Annotated in this window: 26 protein-coding genes and 1 tRNA gene; 17 read left to right on the top strand and 10 right to left on the bottom strand. The window is 66.2% G+C overall.

The window, feature by feature from the left end; genetic code table 11:
* A complete protein-coding gene (locus tag GNX95_RS14205) occupies positions 1-300 on the bottom strand; it encodes a hypothetical protein (RefSeq protein ID WP_163507546.1) in 300 nt (99 codons plus the stop codon).
* 141 nt (positions 301-441) lie between these two features.
* On the opposite strand from GNX95_RS14205, the gene GNX95_RS14200 reads away from it, so the two are divergent.
* Positions 442-517, top strand: a tRNA-Asn gene (locus GNX95_RS14200).
* Between the two features lie 251 nt (positions 518-768).
* On the opposite strand, the gene GNX95_RS14195 is transcribed toward GNX95_RS14200, so the two are convergent.
* Positions 769-1,500, bottom strand: a complete 732-nt coding sequence (locus tag GNX95_RS14195; protein WP_163507545.1) for a recombinase family protein — start codon at positions 1,498-1,500, stop codon at positions 769-771.
* 95 nt (positions 1,501-1,595) lie between these two features.
* Here GNX95_RS14195 and GNX95_RS14190 point away from each other — a divergent pair, with 95 nt between their 5' ends.
* The 7 genes from GNX95_RS14190 (at position 1,596) to GNX95_RS14165 (ending at position 6,024) form a co-directional block, all read left to right on the top strand.
* Positions 1,596-3,221 carry a sigma-70 family RNA polymerase sigma factor gene (locus GNX95_RS14190; RefSeq protein ID WP_163507544.1) on the top strand — a complete coding sequence of 542 codons (1,626 nt, stop codon included), beginning with the start codon at positions 1,596-1,598 and terminating at the stop codon, positions 3,219-3,221.
* A gap of 39 nt (positions 3,222-3,260) precedes the next feature.
* Positions 3,261-3,755, top strand: coding sequence for a hypothetical protein (locus tag GNX95_RS14185; protein WP_163507543.1), 495 nt, complete (start codon positions 3,261-3,263; stop codon positions 3,753-3,755).
* Positions 3,752-4,264, top strand: a complete 513-nt coding sequence (locus GNX95_RS14180; RefSeq protein WP_163507542.1) for a YcxB family protein — start codon at positions 3,752-3,754, stop codon at positions 4,262-4,264. Before GNX95_RS14185 ends, GNX95_RS14180 begins: the two co-directional genes overlap by 4 nt.
* A 104-nt stretch (positions 4,265-4,368) precedes the next feature.
* Complete coding sequence (locus GNX95_RS43810; RefSeq protein WP_281356906.1) at positions 4,369-4,491, top strand: hypothetical protein; 123 nt, start codon at positions 4,369-4,371, stop codon at positions 4,489-4,491.
* A 214-nt stretch (positions 4,492-4,705) separates the two neighbouring features.
* Entirely contained in the window at positions 4,706-5,362 is a 657-nt protein-coding gene (locus GNX95_RS14175; RefSeq protein ID WP_163507541.1) for an RICIN domain-containing protein, read from the top strand.
* A 103-nt stretch (positions 5,363-5,465) separates the two neighbouring features.
* Positions 5,466-5,870, top strand: coding sequence for a CHAD domain-containing protein (locus tag GNX95_RS44305; RefSeq protein WP_163507540.1), 405 nt, complete (start codon positions 5,466-5,468; stop codon positions 5,868-5,870).
* Complete coding sequence (locus tag GNX95_RS14165) at positions 5,863-6,024, top strand: hypothetical protein (protein WP_163507539.1); 162 nt, start codon at positions 5,863-5,865, stop codon at positions 6,022-6,024. The genes GNX95_RS44305 and GNX95_RS14165 overlap by 8 nt, the downstream gene beginning before the upstream one ends.
* A gap of 202 nt (positions 6,025-6,226) precedes the next feature.
* Here GNX95_RS14165 and mgtA read toward each other — a convergent pair whose 3' ends face one another.
* Both mgtA and GNX95_RS14155 read right to left on the bottom strand, forming a co-directional pair.
* Positions 6,227-8,863: a magnesium-translocating P-type ATPase gene (mgtA, locus tag GNX95_RS14160; protein ID WP_343034847.1), complete on the bottom strand. Its 2,637-nt coding sequence runs from the start codon at positions 8,861-8,863 to the stop codon at positions 6,227-6,229.
* 390 nt (positions 8,864-9,253) lie between these two features.
* Positions 9,254-9,655: an STAS domain-containing protein gene (locus GNX95_RS14155; RefSeq protein WP_163507538.1), complete on the bottom strand. Its 402-nt coding sequence runs from the start codon at positions 9,653-9,655 to the stop codon at positions 9,254-9,256.
* 150 nt (positions 9,656-9,805) lie between these two features.
* On the opposite strand from GNX95_RS14155, the gene GNX95_RS43175 reads away from it, so the two are divergent.
* Positions 9,806-10,414 (top strand): VOC family protein, encoded by a 609-nt coding sequence (locus GNX95_RS43175; RefSeq protein WP_163507537.1) that lies wholly within the window; start codon positions 9,806-9,808, stop codon positions 10,412-10,414.
* Between the two features lie 103 nt (positions 10,415-10,517).
* Here GNX95_RS43175 and GNX95_RS14145 read toward each other — a convergent pair whose 3' ends face one another.
* Complete coding sequence (locus tag GNX95_RS14145; protein WP_163507536.1) at positions 10,518-11,228, bottom strand: PH domain-containing protein; 711 nt, start codon at positions 11,226-11,228, stop codon at positions 10,518-10,520.
* 324 nt (positions 11,229-11,552) lie between these two features.
* Here GNX95_RS14145 and GNX95_RS14140 point away from each other — a divergent pair, with 324 nt between their 5' ends.
* Positions 11,553-11,777 carry a hypothetical protein gene (locus GNX95_RS14140; protein ID WP_163507535.1) on the top strand — a complete coding sequence of 75 codons (225 nt, stop codon included), beginning with the start codon at positions 11,553-11,555 and terminating at the stop codon, positions 11,775-11,777.
* Here GNX95_RS14140 and GNX95_RS14135 read toward each other — a convergent pair.
* On the bottom strand, positions 11,765-11,920 hold the full coding sequence (locus GNX95_RS14135) for a hypothetical protein (protein WP_163507534.1): 156 nt from the start codon (positions 11,918-11,920) through the stop codon (positions 11,765-11,767). The two genes, GNX95_RS14140 and GNX95_RS14135, sit on opposite strands and share 13 nt — an antisense overlap.
* A 206-nt stretch (positions 11,921-12,126) precedes the next feature.
* Positions 12,127-13,140 (bottom strand): sigma-70 family RNA polymerase sigma factor, encoded by a 1,014-nt coding sequence (locus GNX95_RS14130; protein ID WP_246281593.1) that lies wholly within the window; start codon positions 13,138-13,140, stop codon positions 12,127-12,129.
* A gap of 151 nt (positions 13,141-13,291) precedes the next feature.
* Between GNX95_RS14130 and GNX95_RS14125 the strand changes: the two genes are divergently transcribed.
* The 5 genes from GNX95_RS14125 (at position 13,292) to GNX95_RS14105 (ending at position 17,459) form a co-directional block, all read left to right on the top strand.
* Positions 13,292-14,008, top strand: a complete 717-nt coding sequence (locus GNX95_RS14125) for an SDR family NAD(P)-dependent oxidoreductase (protein WP_163507533.1) — start codon at positions 13,292-13,294, stop codon at positions 14,006-14,008.
* 307 nt (positions 14,009-14,315) lie between these two features.
* Entirely contained in the window at positions 14,316-14,552 is a 237-nt protein-coding gene (locus GNX95_RS14120) for a hypothetical protein (RefSeq protein WP_163507532.1), read from the top strand.
* Entirely contained in the window at positions 14,549-14,926 is a 378-nt protein-coding gene (locus tag GNX95_RS14115; protein WP_222853566.1) for a universal stress protein, read from the top strand. The genes GNX95_RS14120 and GNX95_RS14115 overlap by 4 nt, the downstream gene beginning before the upstream one ends.
* Positions 14,923-15,858: an ABC transporter ATP-binding protein gene (locus GNX95_RS14110; protein WP_281356905.1), complete on the top strand. Its 936-nt coding sequence runs from the start codon at positions 14,923-14,925 to the stop codon at positions 15,856-15,858. The genes GNX95_RS14115 and GNX95_RS14110 overlap by 4 nt, the downstream gene beginning before the upstream one ends.
* Positions 15,855-17,459, top strand: coding sequence for an ABC transporter permease (locus GNX95_RS14105; RefSeq protein WP_163507530.1), 1,605 nt, complete (start codon positions 15,855-15,857; stop codon positions 17,457-17,459). The genes GNX95_RS14110 and GNX95_RS14105 overlap by 4 nt, the downstream gene beginning before the upstream one ends.
* 1,012 nt (positions 17,460-18,471) lie before the next feature.
* Here the strand turns inward: GNX95_RS14105 and GNX95_RS14100 are convergent.
* Positions 18,472-18,783 carry a hypothetical protein gene (locus tag GNX95_RS14100; protein WP_163507529.1) on the bottom strand — a complete coding sequence of 104 codons (312 nt, stop codon included), beginning with the start codon at positions 18,781-18,783 and terminating at the stop codon, positions 18,472-18,474.
* A gap of 13 nt (positions 18,784-18,796) precedes the next feature.
* Positions 18,797-19,060, bottom strand: coding sequence for a hypothetical protein (locus GNX95_RS14095; protein ID WP_163507528.1), 264 nt, complete (start codon positions 19,058-19,060; stop codon positions 18,797-18,799).
* Between the two features lie 490 nt (positions 19,061-19,550).
* Here GNX95_RS14095 and GNX95_RS14090 point away from each other — a divergent pair, with 490 nt between their 5' ends.
* Positions 19,551-19,781, top strand: a complete 231-nt coding sequence (locus GNX95_RS14090) for a hypothetical protein (protein ID WP_163507527.1) — start codon at positions 19,551-19,553, stop codon at positions 19,779-19,781.
* Here GNX95_RS14090 and GNX95_RS14085 read toward each other — a convergent pair.
* Positions 19,778-20,431: a TetR family transcriptional regulator gene (locus GNX95_RS14085; RefSeq protein ID WP_163507526.1), complete on the bottom strand. Its 654-nt coding sequence runs from the start codon at positions 20,429-20,431 to the stop codon at positions 19,778-19,780. The genes GNX95_RS14090 and GNX95_RS14085 overlap by 4 nt on opposite strands.
* Positions 20,432-20,625: 194 nt before the next feature.
* On the opposite strand from GNX95_RS14085, the gene GNX95_RS14080 reads away from it, so the two are divergent.
* Positions 20,626-22,062 carry an FAD-dependent monooxygenase gene (locus tag GNX95_RS14080; RefSeq protein ID WP_163507525.1) on the top strand — a complete coding sequence of 479 codons (1,437 nt, stop codon included), beginning with the start codon at positions 20,626-20,628 and terminating at the stop codon, positions 22,060-22,062.
* Positions 22,063-22,069: the final 7 nt, after the last annotated feature.

Genomic DNA, 22,069 nt, shown 5'->3' with positions numbered 1-22,069 from the left:
TCAGCTGGCCGGGCCTTTGCCGTTGACGCCAGGAGCGCTCTCCTGCGCGCCGAAGACCGACGAGAACCGCTCGCCGACCGGCGTGTGCGCGAGCCGCTCCGCGACCGCCTCCTTGGCACTCGCCATCACGTTGCCGGCCTGTGCCTGCACGATCCCGGCCGTCTCCTGGACCGTCGGATTCTCCCGTACGGCCCTGGCCACCCGGCGGATCTGGTCATACCGCTCGCGACCGGCCCGCGTCCCCAGCACGTACCCGATGGCCAGCCCGGCGACGAACGCGACCTTGGTCATGGTGCTCATGGTCATACCTCCCTGCGACTGGCTGCCTACGGTGCGATGTAGGCCCCTCCCATCCTCCCCCGGACCTGGCTGCCAGTGCGACTCAGCCCGTGGTGTAGTCTCGCTATCGCGCCGCTCGGGGGAAACCCCGGCGTCGCTCGGTCCCCGGTAGCTCAATTGGCAGAGCATTCGGCTGTTAACCGAAGGGTTACTGGTTCGAGTCCAGTCCGGGGAGCCAAAGTAGGCATTGCGCGAACCATCTCCTCGGAGGGTGTTTCCGCTGCTTGTAGGGTGGCCCTGTCATTCTCTTTCGGCAGGGCCGGGATGCGGAACACGGGCCTGAGCCGGTCTGGCCCAGTGATCTCCACTTTAGCAACGAGGGCTTCGATGAGTGCCTTGCGCTGGTTCGGGGTGCCCGTTTCGATGATCTCGGCGATGTGGTCAGCGACTGTCTCAAGGGTGCTTGGCGGTGGGGTGTCGGGCTCGGTCTCAAGGTCGAACATGAGTTGATCGCGACGTAGGCGTAGCTCTCTGGTCTTGTCTCGGAGTGCTAGCAGGCGTGGGCCTACGGTCTCCTCGGTCATGGTCCCGCGTTCGAACGCGTCGAGATACCGGTCGATGGTCGTGCCTGTTTTTGCTGAGTTCGGCTTCTACTGTTTTGAGTTCTGCGTGCAGGTTGTCGGTCGCCGCGTAGTAGTTGGCGCGGGCGGCCTCGACACCGTCGTTGATGAGTTCGTGTTGGTGTCGATAGAAGTCGGCAAGGGCTTGGGTGACGGCGTCGTCGACGCTGTCGGCGTCGAGTCGCTTGGCGTTGCATTTGCTGCTGCCGAACTGGCTTGTGTTCCAGCAGGTGTAGTACCGGTATCTACGTGAGCGTCCGTGGGCGCTGGTGCCGATCATCGCTGCGCCGCAGTCGGGGCATGGCATGCGGCACGTGAGCATGTAGTCGCTGCCGGATGCGGCTCGTCGACTCTGGTTCTCGCCTCGTTCCTCAAGAATCGCCTGGGCGCGGTCCCAGGTCTCGATGCTGACGATGGCGGGATGGGCGTTGGAGGTGACGGTCTCGCGGAAGGCGATCTCGCCGATGTAGAGGCGGTTGTTGAGGATCCGTCCAACCTGTACGCCGTTGAACTTGCCGCCGTTGGTGTTGCGGTGTCCGCGTGAGTTGAGTTCGGTGGCGACCGCTCTTCGCGGTCGATGACGATTCATGACTTTTGTCACGAGATGACGAGCTTGCTGGACACGTCGCTGGTCATCGATGACGTTGAAATCGGCGGGAACCTTTGCGTGCCGAGTCGACTCTGCACCATGTGACGATGATCGACGAGGTGACGGAGATGGCCAGCGGAGGACTCGAGGGGCTCTTCCGTGGGTCATATCCCCGCTTGGTGGCCAGCATGTACGCGCTCACCGGCAACCTCAACGAGGCGCAGGACGCCGTCCAGGAGGCGTTCGCGCGTGCCGTTGCGATCGAGTCGCGGGTGTTGGCGAGCGACAGCCCGGAAGCCTACCTGCACACGGTCGCGCGCAACGTGATCCGCGCTCGCTGGCGGCGCACCAAGCGCCACGCCGAGCGGCTGGAATTGGCGGCGATCGACACGGCTGATGGCACACCGTCACCGGACCGGGTCGCCGTGCTCGACGCGCTGGCGCAGCTTCCGCTCGCACAGCGCGAGACGCTCGTACGGTTCTATTTCGGCGACCAGTCGCTCGAGGAGATCGCGTGGTCGTTGGAAGTATCGGTCGGTACGGTCAAGTCGCGGCTGGCGCGCGGGCGTTCGGCGCTGGCGGCCCTCCTCGACGAGAACATCGACGAATCGGACCTGTCCGCAGCGGCCGCGCGGGTGCGTACGGCCGCCGCTACCACCGGCCCCGACCTGCCGGCCGCCTACCAGCGCGGACGACGGCGCAAGCTGCGCCGCCGGCTCACCGGGTTTGCCGGTGGCGCACTCGCGGTGGCTGCCGCGCTGCTGCTGGTTTTCGTCATCGTGCCGGCACGTCCGGAGGTGCTGACCAGACCGGTGGCGTTGGCAGGCGCTCACCGGGTGTGGCAGCTGGGCGCGGTCGACGTGAGCTCGTTCTACGCCTTGGTGGAGACGGCGGACAGCCGGCTCGCGATGGCTCGGACGGTCGACGCCGGCCGGACCTGGAAGGCATGGGGACTGCCTGAGGGGATCAATGTCCAACGGACCGTGCCGCCGGTGCTGCTGTCGCGAGACCACCTACAGCTCGGCGACATGCTGACGACAGACGGCGGTCACACCTGGATACGGCAACCGGCACCCGCCGCCGGACCGCCGCTAGCCACGGTGCCAGCCGGCTGGCCACTTGTGCCACGGTGCTCAGGTGACGTCTGCCGCATCGGCACGGCCGATCCGGCAACCGGAAAACGATACGCGCTCGCGAACCCCGGAGGCACGGGTGACGCTTCGATGAGCATGTTCCGCGGCAGTGACGGCACATTGTGGCAACTGGTGTCGGGCCGGTACGTGGCGACGAGTGACGACGAGGGGCGAAGCTGGAAAACCCGGGACATCGCGCAATACGGCGCCGCGGCGGTAAGCGGGCCAACCGCGTACGTCTTGCAGGACGACGGCATCCGTCAGCTTCGAGTCATCGTCAGCACCAACCGGGGCAGGGATTGGATCGCCCGGGGCAAAGTAGACGCCCCTCTTTTTCCTTTTTCCGCCTGCGCGTTTCCCAACGGAAACCTCCTCGTCACCCAAGAGCCTGGTGTCGTCGATGTCGCCAACCTGGCGGTTAGCCGGGATCATGGCCTGACTTTCGACGCTGTGAGCCGGGATTTCGCTGCCGCTGACCTAGTCCAAACGGCCGATCAACAAGCCTGTCTGGTGCGACCGTCCGCAGCCGCGAGCATGCTCTACCTGCTCACCACCGACGGGGTGCGTTTCACCCAGATCCGATCCCCGCTAGCTCCCTGAGCTGCGTATCCGACAATCGATCACCGAAGGAAACGTCGAGTGGACATTCACATTGAATTCCCGGCGAACAGCAGGCATGCCCGCACCGTGCTATGGGCGAGAGCCATGCCCGTGCGGCTCAGGGCCGCCGTCATGGGAGCCGTCTTCGCTCTCATAGGACTCGCCTGCTACACCTACCTTTGGTTCGACCACGACTCAGACGTTCAACCCGTTGGCACCGCGTTCATGATCGTCGGACTGATCGTGGCGACCGTACCCCTTGTCTCGACCCTCCGCGCCTGGCTGCGACTGTCCCGGATACCGCGACGATGGCTTTACCACCTCACCGACGAAGAGATCGCCGTTAGCACGCCGTCGGCCACCAGCCGGTTCGCCTGGACGGGAGTGCGGGCGGCGCGCCGAACCGGTGCGACGTTCCGGCTTCACCTGTTCGGCGGCACCCAGGTGGTCCTACCCGCCGCGGCCATGGCACCCGCGGACGTCGCCGAGCTGGAGACATTCCTTATCAACCGCAAACTCGCTGGGGCAAAATGATGATCGACGTGAACTACCAAGTCCCCCTGGACCGCGGCTATGCGCGCGCACTGACTCGGGCCGTATTGGGTTGGCGCGTCCACTGGTCACCGGTCATCGGTGCCGTCGTTGCGCTGATCGGACTGATGTTCCTGGTCCCTTTGCGTTTCGGATCAGCGGCTCTGTTCGGCGCCATGCTGGTCGTTCTCGGCGTCGCCGCGATTATTTCCCCTTTTGTATACAGGGAGATTGTCTTTGGAAAACTGCTGCGGCAACCGGAAAGGCTGCGCGACTACCGGCTCAGTGAGCGCGGCATCCGGATCACCACACCGACCGTCCAATCGGATATTCCATGGTCGTCGGTACGGAAAGTCCGCGAGACCGGGCCTATCCTGATGCTGGTGGCCGAGGCCGGATGGATACCGGTGCCGCATTCTGCTCTCACCGACGCGGACATCACCGCACTCCACGACATCCTCGCCGACTGCGGGATCCGTCTGCGCCGAATGCGCACAGGCGCACGTCGCTGACATGGCAGTGTGCGGTAGTTCCCATGCGTTGCGGGCTCCGCGCATGGATCCACGGACACCATAATGTTTGTCTCATCACTTCTAGCAACTCCAGGGAGTCGCCGGTGCTCGTGATCGTGAATGCCGGAAAGCGACGACGCATTCCGCAGGTAGTCGCCGAAATTTCGTTGGACATAATTCGTGGTTTGATCGCGCTTCTTTTTGAGTTTTTGTCTGGCGGTTTCTGACTGCCTGGGACGTTCAGCCTCACGTCGTGATCCGCTGCGACCGGAACGTGCGATTTGACGCGGTCCTGCGGTGGCCGGACAGGGACCGCCGGTCCCGCCGGTCCGCCACTCGTCAAGCGAGCCGTCGGTGCCATGTTCTCAGCGTTCATACACGCCAGCGGCTGCGCAAGTGGGGTGACGTTCCCTACTGTAGACCGCCGGCAGCGTCGCGGGGATGGCTGTACATGACGGCGAGCAGATCAGTGACATTCATCCGGACTCACTCGTTGTTCAGGCATACGCAGTTGTACGTATCAACAGCTGGAACCGCCACTTCTCCCGGTCGTTGCCGGTAAAACAGACATGTACCCCGCGGATTGAAGGAGGATGGAGAATTATGCGAAGAACCCGACTTCTGGCAACGATGACACTGTTGGCGTTGATGTTTACGGTGGTTGCGTTCAATAATCCTGTGCGTGCCACTGCGAGCGTGGAGAGCGTCGAGTCCGGTTGGTATCATCTGCGCAACCGTTCGACAGGATTCTGTCTCGACGACAGCTCGATTGGCCTGCGTGCCATTAACTGTCTCAACAACGGGTACCAGTCTTTCTGGCTGCAGAAGCTCAACTCGTCAGGTTCGCTGTGGAGCGTGCGGAACTACATGACGAACGCCTGCGTCGACGACAGCTTCCAGTTTCACCTCCGCGCGACGGCATGCAACGGACTACCTTTCCAGCAATTCTCAGTGGGGATCTACTCGAGTGGAGGCTATTTGTTCATGTGGTTTCAAAACAATGCGACGTACGGGTGCATCGATCACAGTTACGCGTTCGGGCTTCGAAGCTATGGTTGCAACAAGTCCGTATATCAGGACTGGGCCCTAGAGAGGTAGCCGAGGAGACGAATTCTCGGCATGCGACTGCCGTAGGGCGAAGTGGATCTCACGACAACCGAAGGCTGCCTCGTTGTACAGGCGATTCCGTGCAGTTCATGCCGTGCGGCGCGGCGCGACGGCTCTGCACGCCGACCACCAAGTGGCCCTGGACCAGCTAACGTCCACTTTGGACAGTGATCGCTACTTCCGCCTGCTGGACGAGCTGGACGCGCTGCTCACCGGCCCTATGGCGAAGGCCGCACGCCGGCCGGCGAAGACGGTGGCCGGGGTCGCCGTAGGCGATGCCGTCGACCACCAGGATGCCGTCGTGGCCCGCTCGGTCCTGCTGGAGCTGGCCGGCGCGGCGTACGAAGCCGGCGAGGACGCCTTCACGTACGGCGTCCTCTACCAACGGGAAGCCGATCACGCACGTACACTTCAGCGCCAGCTCACCGGCCGGTGGCGGCAGACCGCGGCCAGCCTCCGGCGGTGGATCGGGCCGCAGCGAGACACCCGCCATGGCTGACGTCGTGCCGAAGACGGAGCTGAGCGACCTGGAGACGGTGGCCGCCGAGATCGGCCGGTTGCGGGCCATGCTGAACGCGATCGCACCGGCGCCGAACGACTCGCCGAGGCGATTCTGGCCGCCTGGTTCGCATTCTGGGTCGCGCATCGACTGATCGACCGTCGGCGGTTCGCACAATGGGACGAGGACTCGCGGTTGTCCGGTTTGTTCTGAATCGCACTCGACGGCAGAACGAGCTCGATTACGAGCATCAGCGCCGACAGGACAGCGCTCAGAGCGGTGGCAACGATCATGGCGCGTCATCTGGTTGCACGTATCGATCGATCGGAGCGCGGACCGGCGGTTCCTGCGAGCTTTCATCGGGTCGTGAACCGCGCGGCGCGCCGGTGGGTACGTCGTTGCGGGGTCGTGCGGGGTAGCGGAGGTGCGGGGTGGCGGAGGTCGGTGGGGGAGAGCAGGGTGCGTTTGGCGGTTTCGACGAGGACGAGGTAGGCGGCCGCGAGGCCGGCGACGACGAGCAGGTAGGCCGCCGGCAGGGAGGTGAACCCGAGCGGTGCCGCGATCGGCAGGTAGGGGATGAGCCATCCGACGGCGAGGCCGCCGGCCGCGGCGGCGATCAGCGGGCTGCTGGGACGGCTGCGCCAGATCGGGTGCGTACGGCTGCGGATCACGAACACGACCAGGGTTTGGGTGGCCAGCGATTCGACGAACCAGCCGGTACGGAACTCGGCCGGCCCCGCGTGCAGGACGCCGAGGAGTACGGCGAAGGTGAGGAAGTCGAAAATCGACGACAGCGGACCGAAGGTGAACATGAACCGGCGGACCTCGCGCAGGTTCCAGTGCGCCGGACGAGCGAGTTGGTCGGGGTCGACGCGGTCGGTGGGGATGGCGATCTGGGTCAGGTCGTAGATCAGGTTGTTGAGCAGGATCTGCGACGGCAGCATCGGTAGGAACGGCAGAAACGCCGACGCGCCGGCTGCCGAGAACATGTTGCCGAAGTTCGACGAGGTTCCCATCAGCACGTACTTGATGGTGTTGGCGAAGATCCGCCGGCCCTCGGTGACGCCGTCGGCGAGAACACCGAGGTCCTTGTCCAGCAGCAGTACGTCGGCGGCGTCCTTGGCCGCGTCGGCGGCGGTGTCCACCGAGATTCCGATGTCGGCGGCGTGCAGCGCCAATGCGTCGTTGACGCCGTCGCCGAGGAACGCGACGTCGGTGCCGCTGCGGCGTTGGACCCGTACCAGCCGGGCCTTGTCCTCGGGGCTGACACGTGCGAACACCGTCGTAGAGGCGATGATCGCCGGCAGGTCGTCGTCATCGATCGTTGCCAACTCGGCACCGGTGAGTACGCCGGTGACGGGTAGACCGACGTCCTCGCACACCTTCCGGGCCACCGTTGGATGGTCGCCGGTCAGGACTTTCACGCCGACCCCCAGCGCGTGCAGCCGGCCGAGTGCCTGCCTGGCGTCGGTCTTGGGTGGATCCGAGAACACGAACAGTCCGGTGAGGACCAGGTCCCGCTCGTCTGTGTCGGCGAGTACGCGCAGCTCGGGTGCGGTGCGCGCGGCCACCGCGATGACCCTGGAGCCGGCGACCAACCGGTCGTCCAACGCCGTACGGATCTCGTCCGGCACCTCGGCGCAGCGCGAGATGATGTCCTCCGGAGCACCTTTGACCACCACGATCCGGCCGTCGGGACCGTCCAGCAGCGCGCTGGTAGTGCGACGTTGATGGTCGAACGGCACCAGGTCAACCTGCCGGTAGTCGCCAGTCGGTTGGTCGTGGGCCTGAGCGGCCCGCCACAGCGCCTGGTCGAGGGAGTTCCCGCCGACCGCCGCACCGTCGGCCGGAACGGCCTCGTTGGCCAACAGGCCGTAGAGCAACGTCCGGGGGGTGCCGATGACCTCCCGCAGGTCGATGCGTCCCTGAGTGAGGGTGCCGGTCTTGTCGGTGAACAACATCTGGACGTTACCCAGGTCCTCGACGCACACCAGCCGCTTGACCAGGACCCGTTTGGTGGCGAGCCGGCGGGTGCCGATGGCCAGGCTGGTGGTCACGATGGCCGGCAACAGCTGCGGCGTGATCCCGACGGCTATCGCCAGACTGAACAGGATGGCGTCGATCACCGGCCGGTGCAGCACCAGGTTGATCACGAAGATCACCGCGGTGAGTACGCCGGCGACCCACGCGAGCATCATCGAGAACCGGGCCAGGCCGGTCTGGAACTCCGTCGGAGGGTGGCGTCGTCCCAAGCCGACGGCGATGCCGCCGAACACGGTACGTGCGCCGGTCGCGACCACCACACCCGTCCCGGAGCCTGACCGGACCACGGTTCCCATCAGCGCGCACGAGGACCGCTCGGCCAGCTCCGTATCCGGTGGCACCGGCTCGGGGGATTTGTCCACCGGCACCGACTCTCCGGACAAGGCGGCTTCGTCGCAGGCCAGCTCGGTCGTCTCCAGCAGCCGCAGATCGGCCGGCACCACCGCACCCAGCTCGACGCGTACGACGTCGCCTGGCACCAGCTCGGTCACGTCCACCTGACCGGCCCGGCCGGACCGGATCACGACGGCAGTGTGCCGGATCCGGTCGTGCAACGCGGCGCCGGCCCGTTCCGATCGGTACTCGTTGACGAAGCCCAAGCCGACGCTGACCGCCAGGATCACGCCGATCACGACAGCGTCGGTGCGCTGTCCGACGAAAAACGACACCACGACGGCCACCAACAACAAGCCCAGAAGTGCCGACCGGAACTGGCGGCCCAACACGCGCATCGCCGACACTCGGTGCGTACGCACGGCGTTGGCGCCGTACCAGGCTCGCCGCCGCGCCACCTCCGTGTCATCGAGGCCATCAGCGGACGAGCCGAGCTCCGCGAGGACCGCGGCGGACGGCATCGCTGCCGCCTGCTCGGCCGGCAACCAGCCGGCGGTCAAACCGTCACCGGGACGGCCGGCAACCACCGTGCTCACCGGCACCGCCAGAGTTCGCACACCATGCTCGTACCGTCACGCACCGGCGACAGCGGCGCCACCGACCAATGGCCGGCGTGGTCAGGGACTCCGGTCCCTGACCACGCCAAGTGAGTGGCCTCCCGCCGTCGTGTCTGGCCAGGCGAAATGTTCAAGCTGGCCAAGGCATCGGCCATCAACGCCTGAGCGCTGGCGAGCAACCGACTCAGGACCGTACGGATCGTCGCCGACCCCAGCGGTACGTGGCTCACCGGATTTGTGAGCTGACTGACGAGATCCGAGATCTGAAGCCGGATCACCGACCTGGTTGCCGCGCATACTCCGGCATAGCTCCACCGGATCACGCTCTCCGCCGACGAAGTCTGGGTCGCGGTCGGTGATCGTCCTTTACGCGTGTGGCGGAGGCTGGATTTAGATTTCGCTGCGAACAGTATTGGTCTCGTTTGTGCCGTCCGACCAGTCGAACAGTCCGTACAGGCCGGAGCGTGTCAACTCCGCGACCAGCTCGGACGAGGCGCCGGCGAGTTGAAGTCGCACGCCGTGTCGTTCGGCGTGCCGTCGCATCATCAGGATGAGCGTTCGCGCGGTGCGGTCCTCATGCGAGCAGTCACCGAGGTCGAGGACGATCGTCCTGCGGCGGTAAGCCAACGCGGCCTCCATCGCCGAACGGGCCGGCGCGGCCGCCGCGGTGCCGAGGCGGCCGTGCATCCGTACGACCGGTGTTCCGGCCAGCGTCCACAGTCGGACCAGGACGGCGTTGTCGGTGCTCGTCCAGGTCCGCGACCGCCGAGCGGGAGACAGGAGGTCCGGCATGGTTCGCACACTATGACGATGGCGATGGGAAAACTCGGGCCGAAGGTCCTTTATGGACCGGGCCGGTTGGCTGTTCCGGTCCATAAAGGACGGCCAGCTCCGGTGGTAGGGGGAGGGTAATTCGGCGCGTCCGGCGCTATCTTGGCTGTCGTGAGCAAGCGCGGCCGGCCGGCGCACCCCGACGTGTTGACGCCGGCGGAGTGGCGGACGGTCGACGCCGTACGGCACGGCCTGACCAACCGGCAGATCGCGGTCCGCCGCGGCATCAGCCTGGACGCGGTGAAGTTCCACGTCGCGAACGCAGTTCGCAAGCTCGGCGTGGCGGACCGCGCGGCGCTGCGTGCGTGGCGCGGCGTTCCGGCCGGCAGTGCGTTGCGAAAGCCTGGAGGAGGAACGGCGATGATCGGCGAGTTGGGTCAGATTTCCCGTACGGTCACAGACATCCCGCGTGCGGTCAAGTGGTACGGCGAGGTGCTTGGCCTGCCGCATCTGTTCACCTTCGGCGATCTGGCATTCTTCGACTGTGCCGGCACGCGGCTTTTCCTCAGCCAGGCCGAGGAACCAAAAGGCGAGCAGTCGGTGCTCTACTTCCGGGTCGGCGACATCCGGGCCGCGTACGACGAGCTGCGTGAGCGCGGCATCGAGTTCACCCACGCTCCGCACATGATTTTCCGGCACGATTCCGGATTGGAGGAGTGGATGGCGTTTTTCGCCGATCCGGACGGCCATCCACTGGCGATCATGTCGCAGGTCGAGTGATGTCGGCGCGTACGATCTCGCCAGGTTCGGCGCCGGTGAATGACGGTCGGCGCGACGATCGTCCGGTCTGGCGTGTGCGGTCAATCGACCTAGCCGCGAGGAGTCAGGAGCGGCGGTGGTCCGTTGGCCCGGCTAATGCGTGTCGCGACCGGAATCGCCGAAACAGCGCGACGATGATCAACGTGGTGACGAAAACCGCCGCATAGGCTGGAGCCGACCACAGCTGCGTGCTCGTCAACAGCGCCGACACTACGCCAAAGACGCTGTCCGGTGGCGACGCCGAAAACAGCAAGACGGCAACGACCAGAATGCCGACAACTACCACCAGGAATACCAGCCCGGTGACCCCGGCGGCGACGAGTGCGAATGTCGTAGCCGCAATGGGATTTCTGCTCTCGCGTTCGATCGCGGCGGCTGTTGATGCCAGCGGCACCCAGTCTGGCCCTCGGTTGGACTGCCACTGCCGGCGTAGTTGGTGCACCCTGTCCCACCGGACTCGTCGGAACGCCGCTGTCATGCGCGGGAGGACGTACGACTGGCCCTGCGCATCATATACACGCACGACGACCTCGGCCATATTCAGCGGGAAAGGCCACCGAGCGTCCGGGACGACCTCGATTGCCTGTACGTCACGCCAGCCGAGCATGTGCACACGGAAGGGGCTCCGGATCACCAAATGATCCGCCGTCACCACCACTGCACATGCCTTCCCGTACGCGAAAAGTGTACCGAACGCGACAATGCCGCCGAGGCCGGCGACGGCGACAATGACCAGCTTGCCTGGTAGTGATGCCGCGGAAAACGCGAGGATCATCGGCAATGGCACAGTGCCGCACGTACAAACGGCCAGGAGACGAGCGTACGCCGGACGTTGATACCAGTACGCGGCCATTTCCGACGTGTCCCCTCTCCTATTTTTCACCTTTTAGCCCCCGCCAACGATAATCCCGTCGCGCCGGGACCGGTCCCCGTGTCGAGCGGGATCCAGCGGTGCGGCGCGCCGTCCTGGAGACACGCCACTGGCGGATCAGCCGGCGGACCGTTGAGTCGTCGCCGTGATCCGAGCCGACGTCTCCGCTCCGCGCGGTCGGCGTCACATCGCTTTGGCCTGCCGCCGACAATCGCTGAGGACGTTGAAGTGTACGTCGAACTCGTCCCACGCCGCGCCTTCTCCTCGATAGGCGCGCAGGCCTGGCAGGACGATCGGTCGGCCGGTGGCACGGTGGACGACGGCGTGCTTGCGGAGGCCGCCATTGACCTGGCTCTCACGAACGGTGATGTCGGTGATCTGGTCCCATGGCAGGAAGCGATGCAGGTACGTACGGTCACTGGAGGACAGGTCTTCCCGTTTTACCTGCCATAGACTTCTTTTTGGTCTTCGACGCGTTGTGCGTTGTCGGCGTGAATGGCTCCTTCGAATGCCACCCGGTCGAGCGGATACTCGTTGATGAAAATCATGAACTTCGACAGCCGATACGCGTCGACGACCGCGTCGTTGAGCTCCATGAGCATCGTACGCCTGACTTCGATCCGGACCTCGTCCGGGAACGGATGGGCCCGGTGAAGCGCGTCGTAGATTCGCTTGACCAGGCTGGTTTTCCGTCGACGCCGAGGCCTTCGAGCCCGTCGAGGTAAGTGACAGGCATTTGGATCCTTCCGGAATATGCTGGTTGTCGATCAGGCGGAGTCCCGTTGCCGGGCTTGACCGGGGTTCACTTCGCGAGTGCCGACGGCAGGCCGAAAGACGCAAGCACGCCGGCGTCGAAACGGGTGATGGCCGAGATCCGGTCGCCGCTCAGGGTGAGGACGACCAGGCCGATTCCGTGACGTAAGCCGGTCGGGGTGTGCACATAGGTTCCGAGCGCTGGTTGGCCGTTGGCCCGCGTCGGCACGAAGTCGTATGTCCAGCCCGGCCGAAGGACGGTGGTGTAGAAGCGGGTGACGTCCTTGCGACCGTGGTATTCGAGCGGGATCGGCGGCATGGAGACGACGGCGTCGTCTGTCAGCAAGGCGAGCAAGCCGTCGATGTCACCGGACGCGTACGCCTTGGTGAACCTCGTGACGAGCGCCTGCTCGGTCGGTGAGCCCGGCGCGGGAGGCGGTTCGTGATCGGCGTCAGGCGCCAGGCGGCGGTGCAGCCCGGCACGAGCACGTTTGAGAGCGCTGGTGACCGATTCGACCGTCGTGTCGAGCATGGCGGCGACTTCTTTGGCGGGATAGCCGAGCACGTCACGCAGGATGAGTACGGCCAGTTGGCGGGTCGGCAGGACCTGCAGCGCGGCCACGAAGGCCAGCGAGATGGCCTCGGTCTGCTCGTACCGAGCCGCCGGGCCTGGCGGCGAGCCGACCGCGCCGTCAAGGAGTGCGTCGGGAAAGGGTTCGAGCCAGGCGACCTCGCCGAGCCGGCTCGGCGAAGGCGGCTCGATCTCGGTGAGGTCCCACGGTTCAGCCGGACGACGGCTCGCCGAGCGGAGCGTGTCCAGGCACCGGTTGGTGGCGATCCGGTAGAGCCAGGTGCGGATCGAGGCACGTTCCTGGAACCTCGCGATTGCCTGCCAGGCGGACAGAAACGTGTCCTGGAGTGCGTCCTCCGCGTCCTGGAAGGAGCCGAGCATCCGATAGCAGTGCACGTGTAGTTCCCGCCGGTATGGCTCGGTCAGCTGCCGGAACGCGTCGCCGTCCCCCGCGCGCGCCTGGGTGATCAGGTCCGTGTGGGCCGTCCTCACTCGCCTTACCCCTCTCCCGCCGTGTGCGTACGAAGTATGGACGCCGGCCAAGGCACGGACTTGGCGCTCCGCCGAGGCCCAGTTTCGCGGCCGCTTCGCGTCTGTCCGAACGGCGGCTCGGACAGCCTGGGCCGCATTCCTAGGAGGACGCATGTCAATCGCGGACAAAACCGTTCTGGTGACCGGTGCCAACCGCGGCATCGGACGGGCTCTGGTCGAAGAAGCGCTGGCCAGAGGCGCAAAGCAGGTATACGCCGGCACGCGGCGGTCGCTGACCCACCCCGGCGAGCGCGTCACGGCGCTGCGCTTGGACGTGACCAGCACGGAGCAGATCCAGGCTGCCGCCAGGCACGTCCCGTCGCTGGACATCCTGGTCAACAACGCCGGCCTGGCGGTCTACGGTGACCTGACCGACCGCGCCGGGCTCGAACGTCAGCTCGCCGTCAACCTGTTCGGCACGTACGCCGTGACACAGGCTTTCCTGCCGTTGCTGATGAATTCCGGGGGAGCGATCGTCAACATCCTCTCGCTCGCGGCCGTCGCGTCGGTGCCGCTCATGCCGACGTACTCGATCTCGAAGGCGGCCGCGCTGTCCCTCTCGCAGTCAGCCCGCGCACTGTTGGCCGGCCGAGGCGTACGAGTCCACGCCGTCCTTGGCGGACCGGTCGACACCGACATGACCAAAGGCCTCGAACTATCCAAGGCGGCTCCCGATTCCGTCGCGCGGGCCATTCTCGACGGAGTGGAGAAAGGTGAGGAGGACATCTTCCCCGACCCGCTGGCGGCGTCCGTCGCCGAGGGTTGGTACGACGGAGTTTCCAAGGCACTCGAACGCCAGAACGCCGCGCTCTTCGTGGAAGGCTCGTAAGCCCGGGTCCTCACGGAGCTGACAGCCCGATTCGATACGTGCACCCGCGAGTGCACGTATCGATGCCTTCGAGTCCGCAGTAGTGACGTGGTTACCGAGGGAATGGCATGCCTCTGCTCTGCATTGGCGCATTCTCTCCTTCGTCGCCGACGGGCTGACCAACCGACAGATCGCCGAGACGATGGTCATCGCGGAGAAACCGTGAAGAACTACGCCTCCAACATGCCTGCCAACGCTGCGAATGTCCCGGTCGTGCCGGGACTTTCGGCTCTGCGGAGCCGAATCCGCTGCTCCTAGCGTCGACAGCATGAGAGACATCGAGCGGATGCGGCCACGCTCGCAACAGGACGAGCAACCGCCTCTCAGCCTGATTTCCCGCGGCGCGGTGACCTTCAACGTCGAGGTCGCTCTTCGACGGCTCGGCTGGAGCGAACACGCCGATCTGCTCCTCGAGCAGTCGATGCCGACCCTGCTCGCGCGGATCGGCCGCGCGGAGCGGCGATGCGCCGGCGATTCCGACACGCCACCGGAGGCCACGCCATGAAAAACACCTGCCGAGTGGCCGTACGCGCCATACCCGCCGTTGGCGAGAACAGCGCACGCCTGCTTCCCACCACCGCGGCTTTTCCTTACCGTGACTGGCGAGCGGCCACGCAGGCTGAGCGGGACACCATCGCCGGCCGGCCCGAGCCGTGGCGGGTTTCGTTCCCTGGCATCGAGGTCACCGAGCAGCTGGTGGAGGAATTCGCCGTTCCGGCGCTGCTCGAAGCTTCCCGTACCGCGCGACTGCTGGTGTCTGGCAGCCGTGGACGCGGCGGTCTGGCCGGTCCCGTCCCTGGCTCGGTCAGCCACACCCGCAAGCGGGAAGCGAGCTGCTCGGCCGCCGTCGTCCCGACCCACCTGAGAAGGCACCGGTGACGGCGACGCGGCCGGCCAGCGCGGAACGGGCCGTGCCGACCGAGGGCAACGTCATCGAAATACAGGGGCTGCGCAAGACATTCGGCCGGGTCCAGGCGCTCGGCGGGCTCGACCTGCGTGTCCGGCGCGGCGAGGTGCACGGATTCCTTGGCCCGAACGGTGCTGGCAAGACCACCACATTGCGAATCCTGCTGGGACTGTTGCGCGCGGACGGCGGTACGGTCCGGCTGTTGGACGGGGATCCCTGGCGGGACGCGGTCCGGCTGCACCGCCGGGTCGGGTACGTCCCCGGCGATGTCGCGTTGTGGCCAAATCTGACCGGCGGCGAGACGATCGATCTGCTCGGCCGGCTGCGCGGCGGGTTCGACCGGCGCCGCCGGGCCGACCTGTTGGACCGGTTCGAGCTCGATCCGCGGACGAAGTGCCGCGCCTATTCCAAGGGAAACCGGCAGAAGGTCGCGCTGATCGCCGCACTGGCCGCGGACGCCGAGCTGCTGCTACTCGACGAGCCGACGGCCGGCCTGGATCCACTCATGGAAGACCTGTTCCGGGGCTGCATCGACGAAGAGCGCCGCCGCGGGCGTACGGTCCTGCTGTCCAGCCATATCCTGGCCGAGGTCGAGGCGCTCTGCGACCGGGTCAGCATCATCCGCAACGGCCGTACCGTCGACACCGGCACGTTGGCCGAGCTGCGGCACCTGACCCGGACATCGGTGTCCGTGGACCTGGCGGATCCAACCACCGATCCGGCAAGGTGGCCCGGCGTCCACAACGTACGCCGCGACGGTAGCCGGATTCGTTGCCAGGTCGATCACACCGAGCTGTCAGCGGTGCTGGGCCGGCTTGCCGCGGCCGGCATTCGTGACCTGACCAGCCAGCCACCGACCCTGGAAGAGCTGTTCCTGCGGCACTACCAGGCCGGCCCGTCATGACCGCCGGGTCGTTCGCCGGCACGGGACAGCTGGTACGCCTCGCCTTGCGGCGCGACCGTGTCCTGCTGCCGGTCTGGATACTGCTCTATGCAGGCATGGCGGCATTGTCCGCGGCCGGCACCGTCGGGCTGTTGCCGACCGTGGCGTCGCGCGTCCAGGCAGCCGCCGCGATCAACGACATTCCGTATTTCGTGGCACTGTACGGCCCCGTCTACGATCCGTCCTCGCTCGGCGCGCTCGCCTTGACGAAGGCAGGTGCCGCCGGTGGCGCGCTGGTTGGTGTGCTGGCGGCGTTCCTGGTCGTCCGGCACACCCGAGGTGAGGAGGAGGCCGGCCGGTCCGAGTTGCTCGGCGGTGGCGCGGTGGGTCGTTACGCCGCTCTCGCAGCTGCCGCCGCGGTCAGCGTCGGTGGTTGCCTTTTGCTGGGGGTGCTGACCTGCCTGGGTCTGGTCGCGGTCGGGCTGCCGGTCGCCGGCTCGGTCGCGTTCGGCCTCGGCTGGGCCGGCATCGGCGTCGCCTTCGCCGGGATCGCCGCGATCACCGCACAGCTGTCCGCCAGCGCGGCTACGGCACGTGGCTTGGCGCTGTCCGTACTAGCCGTCACCTACGTGCTGCGCGCCTTGGGTGACACGGCGCGTGAGGGTAGTTGGGTGGCCGCGTTGCGGTGGCTGTCGCCGATCGGCTGGGCCCAGCAGGTCCGTCCGTACGCCGGCGAGCGCTGGTGGCCGCTCCTGCTCCCGGCGGGTTGCGCCGTCCTCGCGGCCGCCGTCGCGTACGCGCTGGCCTCGCGGCGGGATCTGGGGACTGGGATCGTGACCGCACGGCCGGGCCGGGCCACCGCCTCGGCGGCGTTGCGCGGTCCATTCACCCTTGCCTGGCGCCTGCAGCGCACCGCGTTTCTGTGGTGGCTGGCGGCATTCGCCGCGATCGGAGCGATCTACGGCGTCTTCACCAGCTCCATCGGCAGCATGCTCGACACGCCGCAAGCGAAGGCGGTGTTCACCACCCTCGGCGGACAGAAGGCGATGACTGACGCGTTCCTGGCGGTCGCCTTCGGGTTCTGTGGGATCGCGGCCGCGGCGTACGGTGTACAAGCGGCGCTGCGGCCGCGTACCGAGGAATCGACAATGCGTGCGGAGTTGCCGCTGGCCGCGCCGGTCAGCCGGACGCGCTGGGTCGCCGGTCATCTGGCGTTCGCGGTGGGTGGCCCGGTCGCGCTGCTGGCAGCCGCCGGCCTGGCGGCCGGTGTCGCCGCCGCCGCGCGGGACGCCGATGCCGAGCGGATCTGGCCGATGGTCGGCGCGGCGGTCGTCCAGCTGCCCGCGGTGTGGTTCGTGGTCGGGGTCGCCGTCCTCGTCGTCGGAGCCGTGCCGCGTTGGATCGCGGCAAGCTGGGTAGCTCTGGTCGGGTTCGTGCTGCTCAGCGAGATCGGCCCGTTGCTGCGGCTCGACCAGTGGCTGCTTGACCTGTCGCCGTTCACCCACATCCCCCGGCTTCCCGGTGCGGATCTGACGATTGCGCCGCTGGTGTGGCTGACGGTTTTGGCCGCCGTCCTGCTGACCGCCGGGCTGGCAGCGCTTCGCCGGCGCGAGATCCGGTAAGTCCGATGACCACCGCCGGACCGCAGGCCCACCCGGCACCGACCCGAGTACGCACGCCGTGATCATCCTGCTGGCGGTCGGCATGGCGCACACCGACGGATACGGCTCGAGCCAGTCCTCAAGGTTCGCGCGCGAGGGAAACAATGGCCGCGCGATCGGGCCACGAGCCGCCTGGCGTCGTGCTCGGCGTGATTCCGCGAGTCTTCGGCGTCGAGGCGCACTCTCCAGTGCATGTCCGGCGAGGGCCGCACAGCGACATTTGCCGGTGACCGTTACAGCCTGACGAGGGTCTTGCCGAGATTCTCGCCGCGGTGACATGTGATCTGCTCATCCGTTATTCCGTACGGCTGCCCGTGTTCGGGTGGTGGGTGGTCAACCGTGGCAATCGGTCCGGTGTCACCCCGTCTTGCATGGAGATCCAATGATGTCGGCCAGCCTCGATGTCCAGCCGGACACCGATCCGCTTCTTGCGGAGGTCAACGACGCGCAGCGTGCACTGCTGGAGATCGTCGCTGACACCGCACATCGAAGCGCGGATGTGAAAGTCAGTCCATGCAGGTGTTGCGGATGGACTCCACCTCGATGGGTACGCCGGCCGTTGTCGTCCGGTCGGACTTGTAGAGCGGCGTTGTGCCCGACCACCAACACGACCATGACGCGCCGACTGGGGCGGATCGTCGTCAACAGAGGCGTCGTCGCCGCGATTTCTCTTTGCTTTGTGGGAAGTCTCGGGGCGATGTGATCGTCGCCCCGCATCAGACCGCCGTGCCGGTCAGCGGGGTAGGAACGTGCTGACGCTGCACGCAAATCGGTTCCGGATCGCCGCGGCCCAGTTCGCCGTAGATGCCTGGCGGAGTGCGGCGTGGCGGCGTGCTTCCTTCGCCGGGCGGCTGGGCGGTCATGGTTTGTTTGGGCACACCTGATCCGCCGCGACCTCACCCGAGACGCTTTTCTGCTTGTGAGCCGCTCCGGGTTTGATGGAGACATCAAACCCGGAGCCGGCTCACACCGATCAGCAGAGTCGGACTTGCCAGTCGGGGTCTGCCACGTAGGAAGCGTAATAGCCATATCCGCCGCCCACGACGGGCTGGCACGTTCCAGTGGATTTTCCTGCACTGGGCAGAAAAACCTCGAAGTTGTAAGTCGTCACGCACTGGTTGCGGACCACGTAGACCAGGTCGCCGCCACCCTGCGGTGGGGGCAGATAAGCGTGTCGTACGCCGCAAAAACCTGGATCCGCCGCTGCTGGGGCAGTAGTTGCCAGCAGCGATCCCAAAACGAGTGCGGTGGCCGCCACGACGGCGGCTGTTCTTTTCTTGTTCACGCCAGCTCCCTGGTCAACAGATGATGATCAGCCAGTTGGGATCGGGAATTCTCATGAAGAACGCCGTGTCGCCGTAGGCGGGAACCCACGCACAACTGCTTTCGAAGCCGTCTGAAGGTGTGCGTATCCGCATGTTCATTCCGTAGCCGCAACGGTTGCGGACCTGATAGGCGAAACTATCCGCGGCCCCGCCGACCATCGTCGGACCGCCGGAGCGTACGCCACAGAATCCCGGATCCGCCTCCGCTGGACCGGCTGAGGAGAGGGTCATGGCCATCGCGGCCAGTAGGCCGGCCGCGGTCGCTGCCGCGGCCCGACCCCATCGTGCCGACATTCGCATCGCGCCCCTTTCGGTGATGCCACATGTACCAGCTGGTACACGCGATGTTAGGGCGCGGTGCTGTCGGTCTGCTGTCATCTCGCTGTCAGGGCAGCCGACAAACGTCGATCAGCACAGTGCGCCGCCGCGGTAGTCGATCGGCTGGTGTGCCGGCGGTGGCCGTTTTCACCGCCGCCGGGAAAAATTTGCGAGACCGGTTGGATCTCGCCTGCGAGACGTTTTGGCGACGATCCGCCACAGGTGAAGAACCCGTTGATCTGCCCGCGTACCCCCTCCCACCACAATCGTCTCGGCGGTCCCCCAGCCCTACCGTTCTTCGCGATAGGAGTCAGCACTTGAATCTCATTAATTGAAAGGATGCAACCCTGTCGAACTCACTTGTCAGATTGGCGGCGACGCTCGCACCTGTCGGAGACCGCGCAGCGGTATGACCAGGGGGAGGTATCCGAACGCGACCTGCCAGGCGAAGAAGCAACGGTACCTCAGCCGCAACATGCCGGCCCGGCGTGACCCGATTCCGCCGCTTCCCAACATCTATGAAGAACTGTGGATCTTCGACGACGACTTCTTCCACGCGGGCGGCAATTCGCGCACCGCACTCCGGTTGGTCGCCAGGCTCAAACCGCATGGCACCCACCTAGGGATCAAGGACCCCTAGGGCCGATCGATATTTTCGAACGCCGTACGCTCCGCCGCATAGCCGGCCACGGCCGGAGTGTGGACGGGTTCGTTAGCTAGGGGGACACCGGCGGCGAGACGGCCGAGCATGGCATCCAGTTCGTCGAGGTAGTGCTCAGCGTGTCCGGCGTCCGTACGCGCCCGGGCGGCGTGCCGGGCGGCCATCAGGATCGCGCTGAACAGCAGCACCTCGGGGTCGTCGGGCTCCCGGGCCGTCGCGGCCCCGATCATCCTGGTGTACTGTTCGATGCCCCACGCGTCGCGCTCGCGAAGGATCGTGGCGACGGCGGGTACCGTCAGGGCCAGCTCCACGCGGGCTTCCTCGATGCCGCGCGCCTCGTCGTCGAGGGAGGCGAAGGAGTCCCGCAGCACGCCGCGCACGGCCTCGAGTAACGGAGTCCCCTCGGGCACGGCGGCCATCATGCGGCACATCACCGGGTCCAGGTTGTCGAAGAGGAGCACGTCCTCCTTGGTGCCGAAATACCGGAAGAAGGTGCTGCGACTGACCTCGGCGGCCGCCGCGATGTCGTCCACCGTCGTCTCGGCGTACCCCTGATCACGGAACAGTCGCAGTGCATGACGCTGTAGCGCGGCGCGTGTGCGTTGCTTCTTCCGCTCCCGCAGGCTCATGACGTCGATTGTGACACGCCAAATCTTTTGACACTAAGTTCCAATTAAGATGTAGTGTCAATTCCAGCGGCGGACACCAAGCGGCGATCGAGTTGGCGCGAACGCCGGACACGGGTGCTGGTTGGTCGACGGGACCGTCGTCTCGCGAGAACGCTCACCTGGGTACGTCGACCGTGGATTCGGAAAGGGACGACATGGACGTGATCATCGCGGGCGCGGGGCCGACGGGCCTGACGCTCGCCGGCGAACTCGCGCTGGCCGGCGTGGACGTACTGCTGACCGACCAGATCGCCGATCGCCGGACGAACGAGGAACGGGCCGGCGGAATGCATCCCCGCACCCTGGAAGTGCTGGATCAGCGTGGACTGGCCGACCAGTTCATCGCGCACGGCCGTCCGACGCAGTTCGGCCACTTCTCCGGGCTGTGGCTGGATTTCAGTGAATTCCCGACCCGTTTCCCGTACGGGCTCATGTTGTGGCAGCACCAGGTGGAGCTGCTCCTTGAAAAGCGCGCGGCCGACCTCGGTGTCCGGGTCCACTGGTCCTCTCCCGTGACCGACCTAAGCCAGGACGACGACGGCATCGAGGCCGTCGTTGGTGGCGAGCGGGTCCGAGCGAAGTATCTCGTGGGCTGTGACGGTGGCCGGAGCACGGTCCGCCGGCTCGCCGGGATCGATTTCCCCGGCACCGACGCGACCTTGACCGCGATGCTGGGCGACGTCCAACTGCTCAATCCACCGGACAGGATGTTGCTGTTCGAACGTGGCCGGCACGGCGACTTCTCCGTGATCAGGAACGACAATGGCTGGTATCGGGCGGTGACCGGGGAATACGACGACGTCGTCACCAACCGGGATGCGCCCATGACGTTCGAAGTCCTGCGTGAGTCGATGCTCAAGATCGCCGGGACGGACTTCGGCATGCACAGTCCCCGCTGGGTGTCTCGCTTCAACGACACCGCGCGGCTCGCGAGCCAATATCGCAACGGGCGTGTGCTCCTTGCCGGCGACGCGGCACACATCCATTTCCCGGCCGGCGGCCAGGGAATGAACACCGGCATGCAGGACGCCGTCAACCTCGGCTGGAAACTTGCCGCGGTGCTGCACGGCCATGCGTCCGACCAACTGCTGAACACCTATGAGACAGAACGACGTCTGGTCGCCGAACGCGTATTGCACAACACCCGCGCACAGACCGCGCTGCTTCGCCCGGGCCCGCACGTGGACGCGTTGCGGGAGATCATGGCGGAGCTGATCAAACAGCCCGATGTCAACGAATCGCTGGGCGCCATGATTTCCGGCCTGGACATCCACTACCCCTCGGGTGACGGTCATCCGCTGATCGGTCGCCGAGTCCCCGACCTGGACGTACGGACCAAAACAGGCCGCACCCACGTGTACGAGCTGCTCCATTCCGGCGACCCCGTCCTGCTTGATCTAGGCGCGAACGTGTCGGTGCCCGGTGACTGGGTGAAGGTCGTCAAAGCCCAGTGCGACGCCCGTGATTGGGAAATTCCCGTCCTGGGCTCGGTACCGGCGGTGGGCGCACTGCTGATCAGACCGGACGGGTACGTGGCCTGGACCGACGATTCCGGGCATCAACCGGCGTTGTCCCCATGGGCGGCGGTGTAGTCACGGC

The organism is Fodinicola acaciae, from assembly GCF_010993745.1.
In the GTDB taxonomy this organism is placed as follows: domain Bacteria; phylum Actinomycetota; class Actinomycetes; order Mycobacteriales; family HKI-0501; genus Fodinicola; species Fodinicola acaciae.
This window is presented reverse-complemented; position numbering and strand designations above follow the sequence as displayed.

What these genes read in the sequence shown, in the direction of transcription:
- GNX95_RS14205 (WP_163507546.1), bottom strand. Translation starts at nt 300, where the DNA reads ATGAGCACCATGACCAAGGTCGCGTTCGTCGCCGGGCTGGCCATCGGG.
- GNX95_RS14190 (WP_163507544.1), top strand. Translation starts at nt 1,596, where the DNA reads ATGATCGACGAGGTGACGGAGATGGCCAGCGGAGGACTCGAGGGGCTC.
- GNX95_RS14180 (WP_163507542.1), top strand. Translation starts at nt 3,752, where the DNA reads ATGATGATCGACGTGAACTACCAAGTCCCCCTGGACCGCGGCTATGCG.
- GNX95_RS14175 (WP_163507541.1), top strand. Translation starts at nt 4,706, where the DNA reads ATGGCTGTACATGACGGCGAGCAGATCAGTGACATTCATCCGGACTCA.
- GNX95_RS14165 (WP_163507539.1), top strand. Translation starts at nt 5,863, where the DNA reads ATGGCTGACGTCGTGCCGAAGACGGAGCTGAGCGACCTGGAGACGGTG.
- GNX95_RS14155 (WP_163507538.1), bottom strand. Translation starts at nt 9,655, where the DNA reads ATGCCGGACCTCCTGTCTCCCGCTCGGCGGTCGCGGACCTGGACGAGC.
- GNX95_RS14145 (WP_163507536.1), bottom strand. Translation starts at nt 11,228, where the DNA reads ATGATCCTCGCGTTTTCCGCGGCATCACTACCAGGCAAGCTGGTCATT.
- GNX95_RS14135 (WP_163507534.1), bottom strand. Translation starts at nt 11,920, where the DNA reads ATGGAGCTCAACGACGCGGTCGTCGACGCGTATCGGCTGTCGAAGTTC.
- GNX95_RS14125 (WP_163507533.1), top strand. Translation starts at nt 13,292, where the DNA reads ATGTCAATCGCGGACAAAACCGTTCTGGTGACCGGTGCCAACCGCGGC.
- GNX95_RS14120 (WP_163507532.1), top strand. Translation starts at nt 14,316, where the DNA reads ATGAGAGACATCGAGCGGATGCGGCCACGCTCGCAACAGGACGAGCAA.
- GNX95_RS14115 (WP_222853566.1), top strand. Translation starts at nt 14,549, where the DNA reads ATGAAAAACACCTGCCGAGTGGCCGTACGCGCCATACCCGCCGTTGGC.
- GNX95_RS14105 (WP_163507530.1), top strand. Translation starts at nt 15,855, where the DNA reads ATGACCGCCGGGTCGTTCGCCGGCACGGGACAGCTGGTACGCCTCGCC.
- GNX95_RS14095 (WP_163507528.1), bottom strand. Translation starts at nt 19,060, where the DNA reads ATGGCCATGACCCTCTCCTCAGCCGGTCCAGCGGAGGCGGATCCGGGA.
- GNX95_RS14090 (WP_163507527.1), top strand. Translation starts at nt 19,551, where the DNA reads ATGACCAGGGGGAGGTATCCGAACGCGACCTGCCAGGCGAAGAAGCAA.
- GNX95_RS14085 (WP_163507526.1), bottom strand. Translation starts at nt 20,431, where the DNA reads ATGAGCCTGCGGGAGCGGAAGAAGCAACGCACACGCGCCGCGCTACAG.
- GNX95_RS14080 (WP_163507525.1), top strand. Translation starts at nt 20,626, where the DNA reads ATGGACGTGATCATCGCGGGCGCGGGGCCGACGGGCCTGACGCTCGCC.